General features: G+C 42.9%; 16 protein-coding genes, 1 tRNA gene and 1 pseudogene. 10 read left to right on the plus strand and 8 right to left on the minus strand.

Features of this window, described 5'->3' with window-relative positions:
- Both QL898_RS04060 and QL898_RS04065 read right to left on the minus strand, forming a co-directional pair.
- Window positions 1-286, minus strand: a pseudogene (locus QL898_RS04060) (Na+/H+ antiporter NhaC); the annotation flags it as partial.
- 216 nt (window positions 287-502) lie between these two features.
- A tRNA-Gly gene (locus tag QL898_RS04065) sits at window positions 503-577 on the minus strand.
- A gap of 529 nt (window positions 578-1,106) precedes the next feature.
- On the opposite strand from QL898_RS04065, the gene QL898_RS04070 reads away from it, so the two are divergent.
- From QL898_RS04070 to QL898_RS04085, 4 genes are all read left to right on the plus strand, one after another.
- A complete protein-coding gene (locus tag QL898_RS04070) occupies window positions 1,107-1,919 on the plus strand; it encodes a M48 family metallopeptidase (RefSeq protein ID WP_057761502.1) in 813 nt (270 codons plus the stop codon).
- 284 nt (window positions 1,920-2,203) lie between these two features.
- Window positions 2,204-2,524 carry a BolA family protein gene (locus tag QL898_RS04075; RefSeq protein WP_290175894.1) on the plus strand — a complete coding sequence of 107 codons (321 nt, stop codon included), beginning with the start codon at window positions 2,204-2,206 and terminating at the stop codon, window positions 2,522-2,524.
- Window positions 2,525-2,598: 74 nt separating this feature from the next.
- Window positions 2,599-2,958 (plus strand): SirB2 family protein, encoded by a 360-nt coding sequence (locus QL898_RS04080; RefSeq protein ID WP_290175895.1) that lies wholly within the window; start codon window positions 2,599-2,601, stop codon window positions 2,956-2,958.
- Window positions 2,959-3,124: 166 nt separating this feature from the next.
- Window positions 3,125-3,520: a hypothetical protein gene (locus QL898_RS04085; protein ID WP_102091853.1), complete on the plus strand. Its 396-nt coding sequence runs from the start codon at window positions 3,125-3,127 to the stop codon at window positions 3,518-3,520.
- A 206-nt stretch (window positions 3,521-3,726) separates the two neighbouring features.
- On the opposite strand, the gene trxC is transcribed toward QL898_RS04085, so the two are convergent.
- From trxC to QL898_RS04105, 4 genes are all read right to left on the minus strand, one after another.
- Window positions 3,727-4,164 carry a thioredoxin TrxC gene (trxC, locus tag QL898_RS04090; protein WP_290175896.1) on the minus strand — a complete coding sequence of 146 codons (438 nt, stop codon included), beginning with the start codon at window positions 4,162-4,164 and terminating at the stop codon, window positions 3,727-3,729.
- A gap of 145 nt (window positions 4,165-4,309) precedes the next feature.
- A complete protein-coding gene (locus QL898_RS04095) occupies window positions 4,310-4,930 on the minus strand; it encodes a class I SAM-dependent methyltransferase (protein WP_290175897.1) in 621 nt (206 codons plus the stop codon).
- A gap of 75 nt (window positions 4,931-5,005) precedes the next feature.
- Window positions 5,006-5,194, minus strand: coding sequence for a DUF2892 domain-containing protein (locus QL898_RS04100; protein WP_201548079.1), 189 nt, complete (start codon window positions 5,192-5,194; stop codon window positions 5,006-5,008).
- Between the two features lie 115 nt (window positions 5,195-5,309).
- On the minus strand, window positions 5,310-6,176 hold the full coding sequence (locus tag QL898_RS04105) for an MBL fold metallo-hydrolase (RefSeq protein WP_201548080.1): 867 nt from the start codon (window positions 6,174-6,176) through the stop codon (window positions 5,310-5,312).
- A gap of 378 nt (window positions 6,177-6,554) precedes the next feature.
- Here QL898_RS04105 and QL898_RS04110 point away from each other — a divergent pair, with 378 nt between their 5' ends.
- The 6 genes from QL898_RS04110 (at window position 6,555) to QL898_RS04135 (ending at window position 11,766) form a co-directional block, all read left to right on the plus strand.
- Window positions 6,555-6,842, plus strand: coding sequence for a metalloregulator ArsR/SmtB family transcription factor (locus QL898_RS04110; protein ID WP_057761516.1), 288 nt, complete (start codon window positions 6,555-6,557; stop codon window positions 6,840-6,842).
- 46 nt (window positions 6,843-6,888) lie between these two features.
- Window positions 6,889-8,592 (plus strand): SulP family inorganic anion transporter, encoded by a 1,704-nt coding sequence (locus tag QL898_RS04115; RefSeq protein WP_290175898.1) that lies wholly within the window; start codon window positions 6,889-6,891, stop codon window positions 8,590-8,592.
- A gap of 246 nt (window positions 8,593-8,838) precedes the next feature.
- Window positions 8,839-9,165 carry a sulfur transferase domain-containing protein gene (locus tag QL898_RS04120; protein ID WP_057761519.1) on the plus strand — a complete coding sequence of 109 codons (327 nt, stop codon included), beginning with the start codon at window positions 8,839-8,841 and terminating at the stop codon, window positions 9,163-9,165.
- 66 nt (window positions 9,166-9,231) lie between these two features.
- Window positions 9,232-9,564: a TIGR01244 family sulfur transferase gene (locus tag QL898_RS04125; protein WP_057761521.1), complete on the plus strand. Its 333-nt coding sequence runs from the start codon at window positions 9,232-9,234 to the stop codon at window positions 9,562-9,564.
- A gap of 388 nt (window positions 9,565-9,952) precedes the next feature.
- Window positions 9,953-10,810, plus strand: coding sequence for a bile acid:sodium symporter family protein (locus tag QL898_RS04130; protein ID WP_102078816.1), 858 nt, complete (start codon window positions 9,953-9,955; stop codon window positions 10,808-10,810).
- 197 nt (window positions 10,811-11,007) lie between these two features.
- Window positions 11,008-11,766, plus strand: coding sequence for a glutathione S-transferase family protein (locus QL898_RS04135; protein ID WP_290175900.1), 759 nt, complete (start codon window positions 11,008-11,010; stop codon window positions 11,764-11,766).
- An 84-nt stretch (window positions 11,767-11,850) separates the two neighbouring features.
- Here the strand turns inward: QL898_RS04135 and QL898_RS04140 are convergent, their stop codons facing one another.
- Both QL898_RS04140 and ahpF read right to left on the minus strand, forming a co-directional pair.
- The gene (locus tag QL898_RS04140; protein WP_290175901.1) at window positions 11,851-13,299 is read right to left on the minus strand and encodes an alanine/glycine:cation symporter family protein; all 1,449 of its coding nucleotides are present in this window, start codon (window positions 13,297-13,299) and stop codon (window positions 11,851-11,853) included.
- 259 nt (window positions 13,300-13,558) lie between these two features.
- The gene (gene ahpF / locus QL898_RS04145) at window positions 13,559-15,136 is read right to left on the minus strand and encodes an alkyl hydroperoxide reductase subunit F (protein WP_290175902.1); all 1,578 of its coding nucleotides are present in this window, start codon (window positions 15,134-15,136) and stop codon (window positions 13,559-13,561) included.
- Window positions 15,137-15,148: the final 12 nt, after the last annotated feature.

Raw genomic sequence — 15,148 nt, forward strand, 5'->3', positions numbered from 1 at the left:
GTATAGCACCTGACATCATCAGAGCCGCAACCATCAGTCCAATAAAGAAGAACAAATAGATGGCACCAATACCGCGCATGACACCTGAGGCCATTTGCGCTTGCATGTCATCAAAGCTGAGTCCTTTATACATACCGATAGCCAGTAGCACACAGATAGCCAAGATAAGAGACAGGTGCGGCACCCAGCCAAAACCAATCATGGTGATACCCATGATACCGATGACGATGGCGGATATGATAAAGGCGAGTTTGGCACTGATTAATGTGAGCGGTTTTGGTGGCATTGGATGCCCTTATGTTGCTATAGGTTTAATTTTCTCAAATATTTAAGTTATGCGTCAATTCTTCAGTATTTATTATGGCTAGACTCTGTCTTGCTTATAGTTAGCTTTAGTTTTTGCTTTCTATGTTCTCGCTATTAGCTGACTTAGCACAGATTTTACACATAAAAAAAAGCCTCACTGTGAAGTGAGGCTTTTTGCGCTTTTTCAAGCCATATTTGGAGCGGGAAAAGAGATTCGAACTCTCGACCCCAACCTTGGCAAGGTTATGCTCTACCACTGAGCTATTCCCGCTTAGTATCAATCCGTAGCGTTGTTAACAACTACTCCGTCTCGATAGGCTGGCTATTTTAGCAAATATTCTGTGGGTGTCAACACCTTTTTTAGAATTTATTTCTAATATTTTTAGCTAAATGCCCTTTTTATCGGATAAATCAACATAAGCAATTGATTTAAAAACAGGAATTAATTTTAGCTAAATGAAAAATATTTCACATTAATTATAGAACTTTAAGCCTAGGCTCTACTTCCTTCAGCTTTATAACGGTCATAAGACAATCGATAAAAGAAAAGTGCACTATTTTCACTCTAATAAAAAGATATCGTACTTACAATCATACGCTTTATTGTTACTTTTCCTATCTTGGTTTTAGGTGGTTAACATTATTATACTTATGTCCAATGGCAGTTAAGGTAAACTTTTACTGTTTAAGCGGATGAATGAGCACTACTAAAAGATTAATAAACACGGCTCCCACATCTGCTGCACTATTCTTTAACTTGTTTGACTTTATGTTTTTCCATCTTATAGAGAGGATATTTTATGAAGAAGTTATTAACCACGACAGTGATGGCCGCTTCGTTGTCAGCACTGACTTTAACTGGTTGTACCAGCACTACCAATTCTGGCGCAGTTGGTGTTGATCGTCAGCAGTTGCTATTAGTGTCTAGTGAGCAAGTATTGGCACTGTCTGCCCAAAGCTATGCCAAAACAATACAAGACGCAAAATCAAAAGGTGTGCTAGATACCAATACCGCTCAGCTAAACCGCTTAAAAAATATTGCGAACCGTTTGGTTGGTCAAGTTGGCGTCTACCGCGCAGATGCAGCCAAATGGCAATGGGAAGTACACACCATCAAGTCTAACGATTTGAATGCCTTTGTGGTGCCGGGTGGTAAGATTATGTTTTATTCAGGCATCATCGATCGTCTGAACCTTACTGATGATGAGATTGCTGCCATTATGGGTCATGAAATCTCTCATGCATTGCGTGAGCATTCACGTGAGCGTCTATCACGCGAATATGCAACCCAAACTGGTATCGGTCTTGCGGCCAGTATATTTGGCTTATCACAAGGACAGGCTGAGTTAGCTGGTACTGCTGGTAATTTAGGCTTGAGCCTACCCCACAGTCGCACTCAAGAAAGCGAAGCCGATCAGATCGGTCTTGAGCTGATGGCACGTGCAGGTTATAACCCTCAGGCGGCTGTCACTCTTTGGCAAAAAATGCAAAAAGCCAGCCAAGGTGAGCCACCACAATTCCTTAGCACTCACCCAACGAGCAGCAGCCGTATCGCAGAGTTACAGTCATTGATGCCAAAAGTTACGCCTCTATATCAACAGTCGCGCCGTTAATAAGTAGCTAATTAGCGACTTTTAGGTTTTAGCAGTGCCTGTTTAAATATCATAGAAGCAAAGTACAGCCAAAGCGTTGTACTTTGCTTTTTTAGTGATAGTCAGACATTGCAGGTTTTATAATTGACAAGCACTGTAGTTGATAAGCACTGTAATCGGCAGGATTTGCACTTGGTCAATTTGGGAATCACACTCTATCCCGCTTACCGTGTCTGTTATAATACTGATAAATATTATTTGCAGATTGCTCAATCAAATTGCGCAAAATACATTGAAGGATTGTTATGAGTACCACACCTACTGCCGACGCACTTCATGCCGAATTACAAGCGCTTGCGCCGCAGCACATCGAACTGCTCAATGAGTCGATGTCGCATGCCGGTTACTTTGAAGGTAAAGAAAGCCACTTTAAACTCACTATCGTTAGCGATGCATTTGAAGGCAAACGACTGGTCGGACGTCATCAGCTGATATATGGCTTAGTTACGCCTTTACTCACTTCACAAGGCGGTCAAGTACATGCTCTCGCTATCCATGCCTATACTCCGACAGAATGGCAAGGTCAAAGCCCTGCGAGTCCATTATGTGCCGGTCAAAACAAATAGCCGATTATGTTTGAATCGCAACTAACTATTTTAAATTAGCCTATATACTGCAGTTTTAGAGGGAGCAATATTCAATGAAACATCTCCATATGCTAATGGCCTTGCTAACGGTTGTGCTGTTTTTGTACCAGAGCTATTTGGTACTGAGTGCAAACAGACAAGCGCCACGTGTAATCAAGATAGCCACTCATATTATCTATGCCCTGCTTATCCTGTCAGGTGCGATGATGCTAATGCAATTGATGGGTGCCAACGCTCCTGTACAGTGGGTGTTTGCCAAAATCATCTTACTGATCGCGGCTATTAGTTCAAGTATTAAAGCGTTTAAGGTTGATGCGACACCTGTGCAAAGAAAAACAGGTATCCTTATTGCTGCCGTTGCTTATATCGGGATCGTAATACTTGCCTTTGCCAAACCAGCAAACTTATTTTAATAAGCAATTTTCTGTTTCAATAAATAACCATTTTAGAAAGCTGTCGATATTTTGATGACATGATGCGAAAATTTTTCATCATCGATGGATTTTCAATATCTTAATCGCGCTATTTTTGCTATCTTAAATAGATATAAATACAATCACTTAGCCTACTGGAGCCATTATGAAAACGTTTACGACAGCGACACTACTAGCTGGCATTTTTGCGCTCTCAGGCTGTGCCTCTACTGGTAACATCACCCCGCAATATGTACCGCCAAGTACTTATCAAAATTATAATTGCCAAGCACTTGGCCAAGAGTACACTCGCGTCAACCGCTATGTCGAAGCGGCTCGCAATGAGCAATCTACCCTATCGGCATCAGGCGTCGGTGTTGGTGTCTCTGCCGGACGCTGGGGTATCTCGCCGAATATCAGCTTTGGTCTAGGCAAAAGTAACAATACCAAAGCACGCGATGCAAAATTATCGCGTCTCTACGGTGAGCGTGATGCAATTGTCCAGTCGGCGCGCATTCAGCGTTGTAGCTTTGCCAATGGCATCAAGATTTATGGTGAATAAGCTTAAGCAAGTGCAAAGCTATCTACACGGCTAAAACAGTGTATGACACCGTAAAAAAGTACATGACACCGTAAAGTAGTACATGAAATAGCAAAAAGCCAATATGCAGATCGCATATTGGCTTTTTTATTGCTACGGTTTTCTGTAAGAAAACATAAGTATTTGGATAAATAGCTTGGATGGTAAACAGTCTTATCTGGTTCATATTACGACTGTAAGCTTTGTACCCACTGAATGATTTGATGACTTGGTAACGCGCCTGATTGACGTGCGACTTCTTTACCATTTCTAAAAGCAACCATCGTTGGCAAGCTGCGAATATTGTAAGGAGCGGCCGCCTGCTCGTACTTATCCGTTTGTACCTTGGCAAAGACCACCTGTGGCAATTGGCTAGCAGCGCTCTTGAATTCTGGCGCCATCATGATGCAAGGTTGACACCAGCTCGCCCAAAAATCCACGATAGTCAGCACATCGTTCTTTTGGATGACCTTATTGACTGTTTGCGCATTTAGCTCATATGGACTGGCAGTCAATAATGGCTGGCCACATTTACCGCATTTTGGCGCAGCGCTTAATCGTGCAGCAGGTACACGGTTGGTTGCTTGGCAATGTGGGCATACTAGATGAAAACTTTGCTCACTCATTATTTAATTCCTATTCTAATTATTTTGTTATTTCAAATACTGTTCATGAACCATTTTATCTAAAAGCTAGTTACGTTGCTTGCTGTAGTTATAGTCGTCGCGTTGATTGGTAAATAATTTTAGCATAGTGAATTGGGCTTATCCTTTATGCCAGTGGCTGTGCCACACCGCTATACACATAGCTCGTCGGTCGTGGACCAGGCAAATACGCTTCGCTCAACTCGTCAATGACAAAACCACCTTCTCTAATAAGCGCCGGAATATCGCGATCTAAATGACACCCACCTGCTATAGGTTTCCAAATAGGCGTCAATCGATGCTGCCAACGCTCAACAGAAGAATCTGGTGCCAGTCCATGCTCACAAAATAGTAAGCGACCGCTAGGTTTTAGCACGCGCGCCATTTCTCGGAGTTCCGCTACTGGGTCATCAATACTGCACAAGGTAAAAGTCATTACAATCGTATCAAATTGATCCGTATCAGCATGGATACCTTGTACATCGACGGCTACCATTTCAACCGGAATGCCAATGCCAGCTGCACGCTCAAGAGCCAGCGACTGCATTTGAGCCGCTGGATCCACACCGATAATAGAAGAGACTTTGTCAGGATCATAAAACTGTAAATTCAGACCGCTACCAATGCCAATCTCCAATACGTTACCGCGTGCTTGCGGAACAATTTTGGAACGTGCTTTCATTACATTGCCCGTACTACAGGCAATATCTATCATTTTGGGCAGCACATACTGCTGATAAAGGTTCATATACCACTCACCACTATATTCAACGTTATCTTTAGTCTATTACTGATTGCACAAAAATACAGTAAATGAATACGCTTACGACTGACGCTTGCACGTATTGATACCGAGTATCGAATAAAGCGCGCATGAGCGGAATAAGCCGGTAAACAGAGGAATCAAGCCAACGATACCCCATAGGCTTTGATAATAAAAACCTAAGGCAATGATTATGAGACCAGCCACAACACGTAATGTTCTATCGGTACGACCTACATTAACTTTCATAATAAATTCCTTGAAATGATAAAAGCGATAATATTTGAGATCAAATCCTATCAAGTTAATGACTATTGACTCATAGTTGATTGATCATAATTTTGCCATTTCTGTAGCAGCTTGACTACAAAGCGTTAATAGGTACTTTCAAATAACGCGTACCATTATCTTCTGTTTCTGGAAAGCGTCCTGCATCGATATTGATTTGTACAGCAGGAATGATAAGGCGAGGCATATCTAAAGTCGCATCACGGCGCTCACGCATCTGTACAAACTCTGCTTCGTTTATACTGTCTTTGACATGGATATTTTCTAGTTTTTGTGCGGCTACTGTCGTCGTTGGGCAATGCTGACGACCTTTGCTCGGATAATCATGACACAGATACATGACCGTATCTTCAGGAAGTGCTAGCAGCTTTTGGATAGACTGATAGAGTGTTTTGGCGTCGCCGCCTGGGAAATCACAGCGTGCTGTACCCACATCAGGCGCAAACAACGTATCGCCGACGAATACCACTGTTTTTTCATCATCAGCGGCTAGATAGGCCATATCGGCACGCGTATGACCGGGTACATACATCGCAGTGATAGTAATATTGCCGAGCTCTAAGGTCTCGCCTTCGTCTGTCAAAATATCAAACTGGCTGGCATCAGTGCGAAAACTGGTGTCAAAGTTAAAAATTTGCTTAAAGATTTTTTGTACTTCGGTGATATGCTGACCAATGACTAACTGTCCACCAAGGCTTTCTTTTACATGAATGGCCGCTGACAAATGATCTGCATGCGCATGGGTTTCAATAATGTACTTAAGCGTCCAATCTTGCTCACGTACAAACTCAATCACTTCATCGACACTGCTAGTATTGGTTCGGCCTGATTTAGCATCGAAGTTCAATACAGGATCGACAATGGCGCATAATTTTTGCTCAGTATCAGCAAGTACGTGGGTATAGGTTTCTGTATCGCTGTCTAAAAAAGAATGAACTTGCATGGCGGCCTCTTTGATTATTTATACATAAGTTATTTATACATATTTTGGACATAGGGATTTTTATCTTTAATTAACCCTTAAATATGATATTCAGTCGTATATAATGCGTTCCTACGACTTATCTGATGCCACCAATATAACAACCACCATACAATTTATCAATTTATATAATGTAATTAATGATAACTTGCTATGTAGCGTGATATCATTGATAATCAACTATATATTGTTCAAAACATCATGACATTTGTTACCATCTAATGTAAGGAATTTGTTCTGACTACTTCTATTTCAGCCGAAGGTACACCTACTCGCAGTCCCACTGACGATGGGTCATCTGATACTGCAGATTTAGTACCTGTCGATCTTGCCAAGCAAATGCAGCAAGCATCACTACAAGCCAGCCAACTATTAAAGTCACTATCGCACCCTGATCGACTACTTCTTCTCTGTCAATTGACCCAAGGTGAATATTGTGTCGGTGAGCTAGAGGATTTGGTCGGAGTTGGGCAGCCGAGCTTATCGCAGCAATTGGGTATATTGCGTAAAGACGAGCTGGTCGCCACACGCCGCGAAGGTAAGCAAATTTACTATAGTATCGCAAGCGAGGATGCGCTAGCTGTACTCGATCTGCTGTATCAACGTTTTTGTGCCAAAGCAGAATAACGCCGCCCTCGCCTAATTATTTGTACTATCTACTGTGGTGATTGATATGTCCTCTATCGTCGCTCGTCTGATTCCAGCTTGGCTGCGTCAATACCAGCTCTCAGCGTTACCGACTGATCTCGTCGCAGGCATAGTGGTGGGCGTGTTGGTCATACCGCAGAGCCTAGGTTACGCCGTATTGGCAGGACTGCCACCTGTCTATGGCCTATATGCAGCGATCGTACCTGTCCTCGTTTATGCTTGGCTCGGCTCTAGCAACGTGCAAGCCGTAGGACCTGTTGCCATTACCGCTATCATGACAGCCAGTGGCTTACTGCCTTATGCCGAGCAAGGCACTGAACAGTATGCACTGATGGCCAGCCTATTGGCACTGATGGTAGGTGCACTGCTATGGATAGCAGGACGGTTAAAACTTGGCTGGATCATGCAGTTTATCAGTCGCGGTGTGTCTGCAGGGTTTGTAAGCGGTGCAGCGGTCCTTATATTTGTCAGTCAGCTCAAATATCTGACCGACATTCCGGTCACTGGCAATAGTTTGATTGGGTATCTATCTACCATGCAACGCTATGCCAGCCAGCTGCATCCATTGACCTTAGCTATCGGTATTACCGCATTTGCGCTATTGGTTGCCAATCGCTATGCAAGTGAGTGGATATGGCAGACGTGGCTATCATCGTCATATGCCAAATGGGCAGAGCGCTTATTCCCGCTTATTTTACTTGGCATTGCTATCGTACTTAGTATGGCATTGCATTGGAGCACATATGGTGTCGCCACCATCGGTCGTATTCCCCAAGGGCTACCGAGCTTTACGTTACCGCATATCTCAGACCTACAAGAAGCACTGAAGCTATTGCCAACCGCAGGATTGATGGCACTGATCGTATTTGTGTCGAGCAGTTCAGTCGCCAGTACCTATGCTCGCTTGCGTGGTGAGAGTTTTGATGCCAATCGCGAGCTGACTGGACTTGGGCTGGCCAACCTGTCTGGTGGACTGTTCCAAAGTTTTTCGGTTGCAGGAGGCTTTTCGCGTACGGCTATCAATGCCGACTCAGGCGCTAAGACACCACTTGCCAGTCTCGTCACCGTACTGGTAATGATTGCCGCACTCATAGCCTTTAGCAATGCGCTTGCTCCACTACCCTATGCACTATTGGGCGCAACCATCATGGCCTCTATCATTGGCCTAATAGATATTGCAACGTTGAAATCTGCATGGCAGCGTGATCGCTTAGATGGTGCTAGCTTTTTGGCTGCGTTCGTCGGTGTGCTTATATTTGGACTAAACACGGGACTGGTCATTGGTCTCATGGTGTCATTCGCCAGTCTCATCTGGCAGTCGAGTAAGCCGCATGTGGCTGTCGTTGGGCAATTGGGTGGTACAGGACATTTTCGTAATATCAATCGCCATGATGTGGTGACTTTTAGCAATTTATTGATGTTGCGTATCGATGAGAGTCTGTTCTTTGGTAATAGTGAATCTGTACATCGACGCATCCTCAATGCTATGCAGCAATATCCCGATGCCAATGAAATTATATTGATTATGGCCGCCGTCAACCATATAGATCTGACCGCTCAAGAAATGCTTTGTACCTTAAACCATGAATTGGCGTTACAGAACAAGCGCTTACACTTTAGCTTTATCAAAGGTCCTGTAATGGACATAATCGGTCACACCCCATTGATTAGCGAGCTATCAGGGCAAGTCTATCTAAGTACCTTAGATGCTGTCGATGCGTTAAAGTAATCTATATTTTGACCACAACAAAAACGCTGCAACAGCTATAACATTAGTTTTCGCTCAACCTCAATTACTATTGTCGCCTACAACACAATATCGCTATGATAGCGCCTGTGTTATGCTAGACGCACTAAATAAGGAATCAATTAACCTAGAAATCGGTGTAAAAAATGCTGATTTATAGTCCTTTGATATTCTTAGCCCAACCCTCAATAATAAATATACCTTAACAAATATAACTGAACCTATTTTATGACCGATGATTTAACGATTTATAAGCAAATATATCCAAGCCAGTGCGTTAAAATTGCTGAACTTGGCTATCGCTCAGTGCTTAATATTCGCCCAGATGCCGAAATTGAGACACAGCCTAATAGCTGCGATTTGGCAACGGCTACCGAACAGGCAAACCTAGCGTATCAGCATCTGCCGTTTGATGATGAGCGCTTAAGTATGCTGACGGTCGAGCAGTTTGCCGATTTTTACCACTCAATGCCCAAGCCTATATTAATGTTTTGCGGTACTGGGGCACGCGCCAAACTACTGTACCAAAGCGCATTGATGCAAGGTCTGTTATAACAACAACCGTCGCTCGAACTAACACGTTTTATACACCCAACAACACCAATAAAAAAAGGAGCTCTTATGAGCCATGAAGTTAGCTTTACCGGACAAATCACGCCTGACCAAGTGCCTATGATTGCCGAAAATGGTTTCAAAACCATTATCAATAACCGTCCTGATGGTGAAGAGCCAAATCAACCAACCAGTGCCGAAATCGAAGCAGCAGCCAAAGAAGCTGGACTTGCTTATAAAGAGATTTCTTTTGCAGGTAATGAGCTAAATCAAACACACGTCGAAACGTTTGCAGATTTCTTTAATCAAGCTGAGCAGCCAATGCTGATTTTTTGCCGCACAGGTAACCGCTCAAACGGTATCTATGAAGCAGCTAAGCAAATGGATTTACTAGACGACTAGTACAGCATAAATAGACTAGAAAGTTAGCGTATTTAGCCCACAGAATCTTGTGGGCTTTTTACTGCGTTTATCATTATGCTCAAAGCATCATTAGCCACAAACAGCCCAATCACTACCTAGTCACTGCCTAATCATTTTCCGATAGCTTCTAACAACCTCGACCAACCTCAATAGTCACGACAAGTGGGTTACTATACGAGCGTAATACCGCTATTATCAATTGATAGGCTTGATCTAGCTTGGTGGTTGAGACACCTAAATAGCTAGACGATTAAATACCAAAACACATGGAATGTGAGCAGCTGTATAGTGACAAAGGTTGCCCCGCTGCTATTTACTTTCAAAACGCCATCTTGATATGGCATTTTAGTTTTACAAGGAATGTTTGATGAATAATACCGCGCTAGCATTACTGCCACTAGCCCTTGCTTACATTATGTTCACTCTAGGAGCAGGGCTAAAACTGAGTGATTTTAAGGTCATTGCCAAATATCCAAAAGCGTTCTTTGTTGGCTTAATCAATCAAGTTGTATTGGTACCGTTGGTTGCGCTAGCAGTCGTGTTAGTAACGGCTCCGCCACCAGCCATTGCTTTTGGGATTATGCTGATTAGTTTTTGTCCCGGCGGCGTCACTAGCAACATGCTAACCTACTATGCCAAAGGAAATGTCGCGCTCTCCATCGCGTTGACTGGTGTGGTCAGCATACTATCGGTCATTACATTGCCTATCTTAATTACGTTGGCTTTTGATCATTTTATGAAAGATCAGGCGAACTCTATTAGCGCGATAAAGATTGGCTTAGTCATGTTCTTATTGACCACATTGCCCGTATCTCTTGGTATGCTTGCTCGCCACAAATTTACTGACTTTATGGTACGTCGCAGCAGTCTTCTAAACGGCTTGGCTAGCGTATTTTTTGTCTTAATTGTCTTTGCTGCTATTGCCTCTAACTGGCAACTACTACAATCACAGTTCACTCAGATTGGTTTAGAACTGGTCTTTATCATTGCTATTTTATTCGCTATTAGCATCTTAATCTCTAGAGTCCTGAAGCTTAGCTGGTTTGATACCAAAACCATCTCGATAGAAACCAGTATCCAAAATAGTACGACGGCTATTACCTTAGCTCCTATCATCATGGGTGTGAGCACACTACCCGTTATCGCGCTGCCTGCTGCTTTGTACGGTGTGCTGATGTATGTCGTTGCGCTGCCCGTTATTTTCCTAATTAAAAACAAGAACTGATGATAGCGAATGTAAGAAATAAAAAGCGCCCTTCTCAATAAGTGCCCGTCTAAATAAGCGCCCTTCCAAACATTGGATGGGCGTTTTTTTGAAATATGATTTAAATGATAGGAATATAGCTCGGTTTATAGACTGGTCAATACTCAATATTGAGTACATAATAAAATGCTACTGTTATCGCTTAATAGGACTCTATGATGCAAAAGCCGCTACTAATTATTGGTAATAAAAACTACTCATCTTGGTCGCTACGAGCGTGGCTATTGCTCAAAGCATTCAATGTTGATTTTGATGAGCAACTTATTGAGTTGTTTCATCCATCAGCACGTCCAACGCTCGAAGCACATTCGCCAACAGGTAAAGTGCCTATTTTAGTCTACGGTGAAAAAGATAATAAAGTAACCGTTTGGGACACCTTAGCGATTGCGATGCATGTCAATGAGTACTTTACGGATATTGATATTTGGACAGGTATTGATAAATCCAACGCTGAAAAACGAAATAATAACCAAAGTAGAATAAATAGCGCCTATTGCCAAAGCATCGTGGCTGAGATGCATTCGGGATTGACAGGTGTTCGTAACGAGATGCCGATGAATATACGAGCAACGGCTAAGATACAACCAAGTAGTGCTTGCTTAGCAGATATCGCTCGTATCGAAGACACCTTTGCCGATTGTTTAAAAGATCGCTCAGCAAACAGTTTCTTATTTGGAGATTTCACAGCAGCTGATGTCTTCTTTGCTCCAGTGGTGCTGCGATTACAGACTTATGCTGATGCATCTAATATTACTTTGCAGCCACTTACCAAGCAGTATTGTCAAACCATGTTAAATCATCCGCACATACAAACGTGGCAACAATCAGCACTGACAGAAACTCGTATTATTGAAGAAGATGAAGCAGGCGAGATCATGTCGTTAGCTGGCGTATTGGCGAATAACCATTCATTTTAGGCATAAATAATATCTTGCATAAAAAAACCACTTCAACTCAGTTAAAGTGGTTTTTTCTTTCATGACAAGTAAAGCGTACGGTTACTATTGTTTTTGGTCTAACGCCTCTTTTACCGCTTTTTTGCCCCATGCGCTCAGATCAAGATCCAGTTTTTCATACTCTTGCGCATCGAACAACGGCTCTTTAATCCCTGATTTTAACTGACTTGCAAAGTCGTCAAGTAGACGCTTAGCTCGTGGAAATAACATTATCAAGGCCAATAAGTTTGCTAGCGCTAGCACGCCCATCAACGGATCAGCGAAGAAGAACACTGCGGTTGCTGCAGGAGCCACTGCGCCCAAGAATAATACCGCAATCACCACAATTCGTAAAACCAAGGTCGCCATTTTGATATTCTTTTTGATCAAGAAATTAATGGCATTTTCACCCATATAATAGTTATACATGATAGAGCTTAGGGCAAATAGCAATATCGATATGGTGAGAATATACTGTGCCCAATCCCCAAGCTGGGTCGTTAGCGCCTGCTGTGCCAGTACAATACCATCGACTTCCGCACCTGGTTGATACACGCCGCTCAGTAAAATCATAAATGCGGTGGCACTACATACGATTATCGTATCAATAAACACAGACAATGACTGCGAGATACCTTGACTCACAGGATGAGTGGCGTAAGCGGTGGCGGCAATATTAGGCGCAGAACCTAGACCTGCTTCATTAGAGAATAAACCACGCTTCATACCTTGCTCAATTGCCACACCAATACCACCGCCCACGACAGATTCAATGCCAAAAGCATTTTTGACAATCATTACCATCAGTGCAGGCAGTTCTGTAAAGTTAAATGCAATAATAATAAGTGCCATACTGATATAGATTAATGCCATAACGGGAATGACAACGTCGGCTACTTTTGCAATGCGCTGAATACCGCCAAAGACAATAAATCCACCTGCAATTACCAGTACTACACCCGTTATCCAGCGGTCAATACCAAAGCTTTCAAGCGCTGAGCCTGCTACTGTGTTGCCTTGGAACGCCACAAACCCGATAGAAAAAGACAGTAGTAACGAGATCGCATAAATAACAGCAAGCCAGCGATAGTCTTTACCTAACCCATGTAAAATATAGGTCGCAGGGCCACCGCGAAAGTTACCATCATTGTCTCTACGCTTATAAAGCTGGGCTAAGCTACATTCCACAATGCTGGTCATCATACCAATTAAGGCCACAACCCACATCCAGAATACCGCTCCCGGTCCTCCTAAAGAGATGGCAACAGCAACACCAGCAATGTTACCGCCGCCTACACGTCCACCGATGGAAACGAGCAACGCTTGACGGGCAGAAATCCCGTCATCTCCTACCTCATCCGTTTTGAACACACGGAACATACGTTTAAAATATCTAAACTGAGCGAACCTACCTACGATGGTAAATAATAAACCAAAGATAATTAGCATAGGCACGAGCGCCCAGCCCCACGTTAGATCCCCGATTAGGGCGAAAAAATCTTCAATGTATTCCATGCCTACTTTCCTTATAGTTCATGACGCTATGATATGTTTTATTGCATACATTATTGCATCAACAACACGAGTTTGTAATGCAAATGTCGAATTTGTAACGTAAATACTGATATTTTCTAAGTGAAATCGCGTTATTGGCTCATACAAATGACCACTTTCTAAATATTAGGATTTTTTCTATTTAAAAGTATTTATGCGATAGCATAAAAAAACCACCTCAACCGAGGTGGCCTTTTATACTAAAAATAATCCGAATAACTTACTGCATAACCAAGTATTCAAACGCTGACAGTGCCGCTTTACTACCTTCACCCATCGCAATGTTAATCTGCTTAAATGGTACGGTGGTTACATCACCACAAGCGAAGATACCTTTACGATCTGTACGGCAGCGCTCATCGATTTCGATCTCACCAAAGCGGTTTAGATCAACGAAGCCTTTGATGAATCCAGTGTTTGGCACTAAACCAATCTGTACAAACACCCCTGATAAGTCACGTTCATGAGTCTCACCTGTGCTGCGATCTTGGTAGACGATAGACGATACTTTGCCATCAGTCGCTTTGATCTCTTGTGTCGCTGCACCAGTAATGAACTCAATGTTGGTTTTCTCTTTAGCTTTATTGATCAGTACTTGGTCAGCTTTTAACTCATCAGCGAACTCGAGTACAGTAACGTGATTGACGATACCTGCCAAATCTAGTGCTGCCTCAACGCCTGAGTTACCACCGCCGATCACTGAGATGTCTTTACCTTTAAAGAATGGGCCGTCGCAATGCGCACAGAAAGCCACGCCTTTACCGATATTCTCTTCTTCGCCCGGTACACCAAGCTTTCTCCACTGAGCACCTGTCGCCAAGATAATACTACGAGTATTAAATGTCTCACCAGTATTTAGATGGATACTGTAGTTCTCTTCTTCAGTCTCACCGATTTCTTTAACGCTTACATGCTCTTTTAACGTGATGTTGTATTCGGCCAAGTGCTTGACAAAGTTAGTAGATAAATCTGTACCATTGGTTAGCGGCACTGAAATCAAGTTTTCGATATCTTGCGTGTCTTTTACCTGTCCACCGATACGATCAGCGACCATTGTAACTTTTAAACCTTTACGCGCTGTATAAATAGCAGCAGCAACACCTGCAGGGCCAGCACCGATGATAGTGACGTCTTGCTGCTCTAACTGCTCGGCATCGTCTTCTACTTCTGACAATAAGTCAGGGAACTGCTCTTGCAATTTTCCAATCAATTTAGCAGTGTCGATTAAGCCGTTAGCAAATGGCTTACCGTTCAAAAATACAGCTGGTACGCCTTGGATTTTGTTCGCTTCTACTTGCTCTTGGAACAATGCACCGTCAATCATCTCATTGCTGATACCATCATTTAATAGCGCGAACTGGTTCAATGCCTGAACGACTTCTGGGCAGCTATGGCATGACAATGACACGTAGGTCTGGAACTGTAGCGGCTTATTAAAGCGCTTAACTAGCTTTTGGATACCTTCATCCAACTTTAGCGTATGACCACCCGCTTGCAGAATCGCCAAAATCAATGACGTAAACTCATGACCACCTGGGATACCGCTGAATACGATACCAGTGTCGTTTGATGTACCATCAATGTGACTGACTACTTTGAAACTAATCGCACTAGGCAAACTATCGTCAGTTGCTTCTGCATCGAAGTTGATTTTGTCTGTTGTTCCAGCAATCTTGGTCAAAAAATCTACCAATTCTGCACGTTTTGCATGCGTACCATTACCCAATACAAAGGTAATTGGACGTGTCATGTTTTCGCTATAGCTCTTAACGGCATCTAATAAATTCTGATCTATCATGTTTGTTCCTCA

Source organism: Psychrobacter sp. APC 3279 (assembly GCF_030407795.1).
Lineage (GTDB): Bacteria > Pseudomonadota > Gammaproteobacteria > Pseudomonadales > Moraxellaceae > Psychrobacter.

Coding starts and splice junctions, on each gene's coding strand:
- QL898_RS04095 (WP_290175897.1), bottom strand. CDS start 4,930: ATGAACCTTTATCAGCAGTATGTGCTGCCCAAAATGATAGATATTGCC.
- QL898_RS04070 (WP_057761502.1), top strand. CDS start 1,107: ATGAAGAAGTTATTAACCACGACAGTGATGGCCGCTTCGTTGTCAGCA.
- QL898_RS04120 (WP_057761519.1), top strand. CDS start 8,839: ATGACCGATGATTTAACGATTTATAAGCAAATATATCCAAGCCAGTGC.
- QL898_RS04135 (WP_290175900.1), top strand. CDS start 11,008: ATGCAAAAGCCGCTACTAATTATTGGTAATAAAAACTACTCATCTTGG.
- QL898_RS04140 (WP_290175901.1), bottom strand. CDS start 13,299: ATGGAATACATTGAAGATTTTTTCGCCCTAATCGGGGATCTAACGTGG.
- QL898_RS04110 (WP_057761516.1), top strand. CDS start 6,555: ATGCAGCAAGCATCACTACAAGCCAGCCAACTATTAAAGTCACTATCG.
- trxC (WP_290175896.1), bottom strand. CDS start 4,164: ATGAGTGAGCAAAGTTTTCATCTAGTATGCCCACATTGCCAAGCAACC.
- QL898_RS04125 (WP_057761521.1), top strand. CDS start 9,232: ATGAGCCATGAAGTTAGCTTTACCGGACAAATCACGCCTGACCAAGTG.
- QL898_RS04105 (WP_201548080.1), bottom strand. CDS start 6,176: ATGCAAGTTCATTCTTTTTTAGACAGCGATACAGAAACCTATACCCAC.
- ahpF (WP_290175902.1), bottom strand. CDS start 15,136: ATGATAGATCAGAATTTATTAGATGCCGTTAAGAGCTATAGCGAAAAC.
- QL898_RS04080 (WP_290175895.1), top strand. CDS start 2,599: ATGAAACATCTCCATATGCTAATGGCCTTGCTAACGGTTGTGCTGTTT.
- QL898_RS04115 (WP_290175898.1), top strand. CDS start 6,889: ATGTCCTCTATCGTCGCTCGTCTGATTCCAGCTTGGCTGCGTCAATAC.
- QL898_RS04130 (WP_102078816.1), top strand. CDS start 9,953: ATGAATAATACCGCGCTAGCATTACTGCCACTAGCCCTTGCTTACATT.
- QL898_RS04085 (WP_102091853.1), top strand. CDS start 3,125: ATGAAAACGTTTACGACAGCGACACTACTAGCTGGCATTTTTGCGCTC.
- QL898_RS04100 (WP_201548079.1), bottom strand. CDS start 5,194: ATGAAAGTTAATGTAGGTCGTACCGATAGAACATTACGTGTTGTGGCT.
- QL898_RS04075 (WP_290175894.1), top strand. CDS start 2,204: ATGAGTACCACACCTACTGCCGACGCACTTCATGCCGAATTACAAGCG.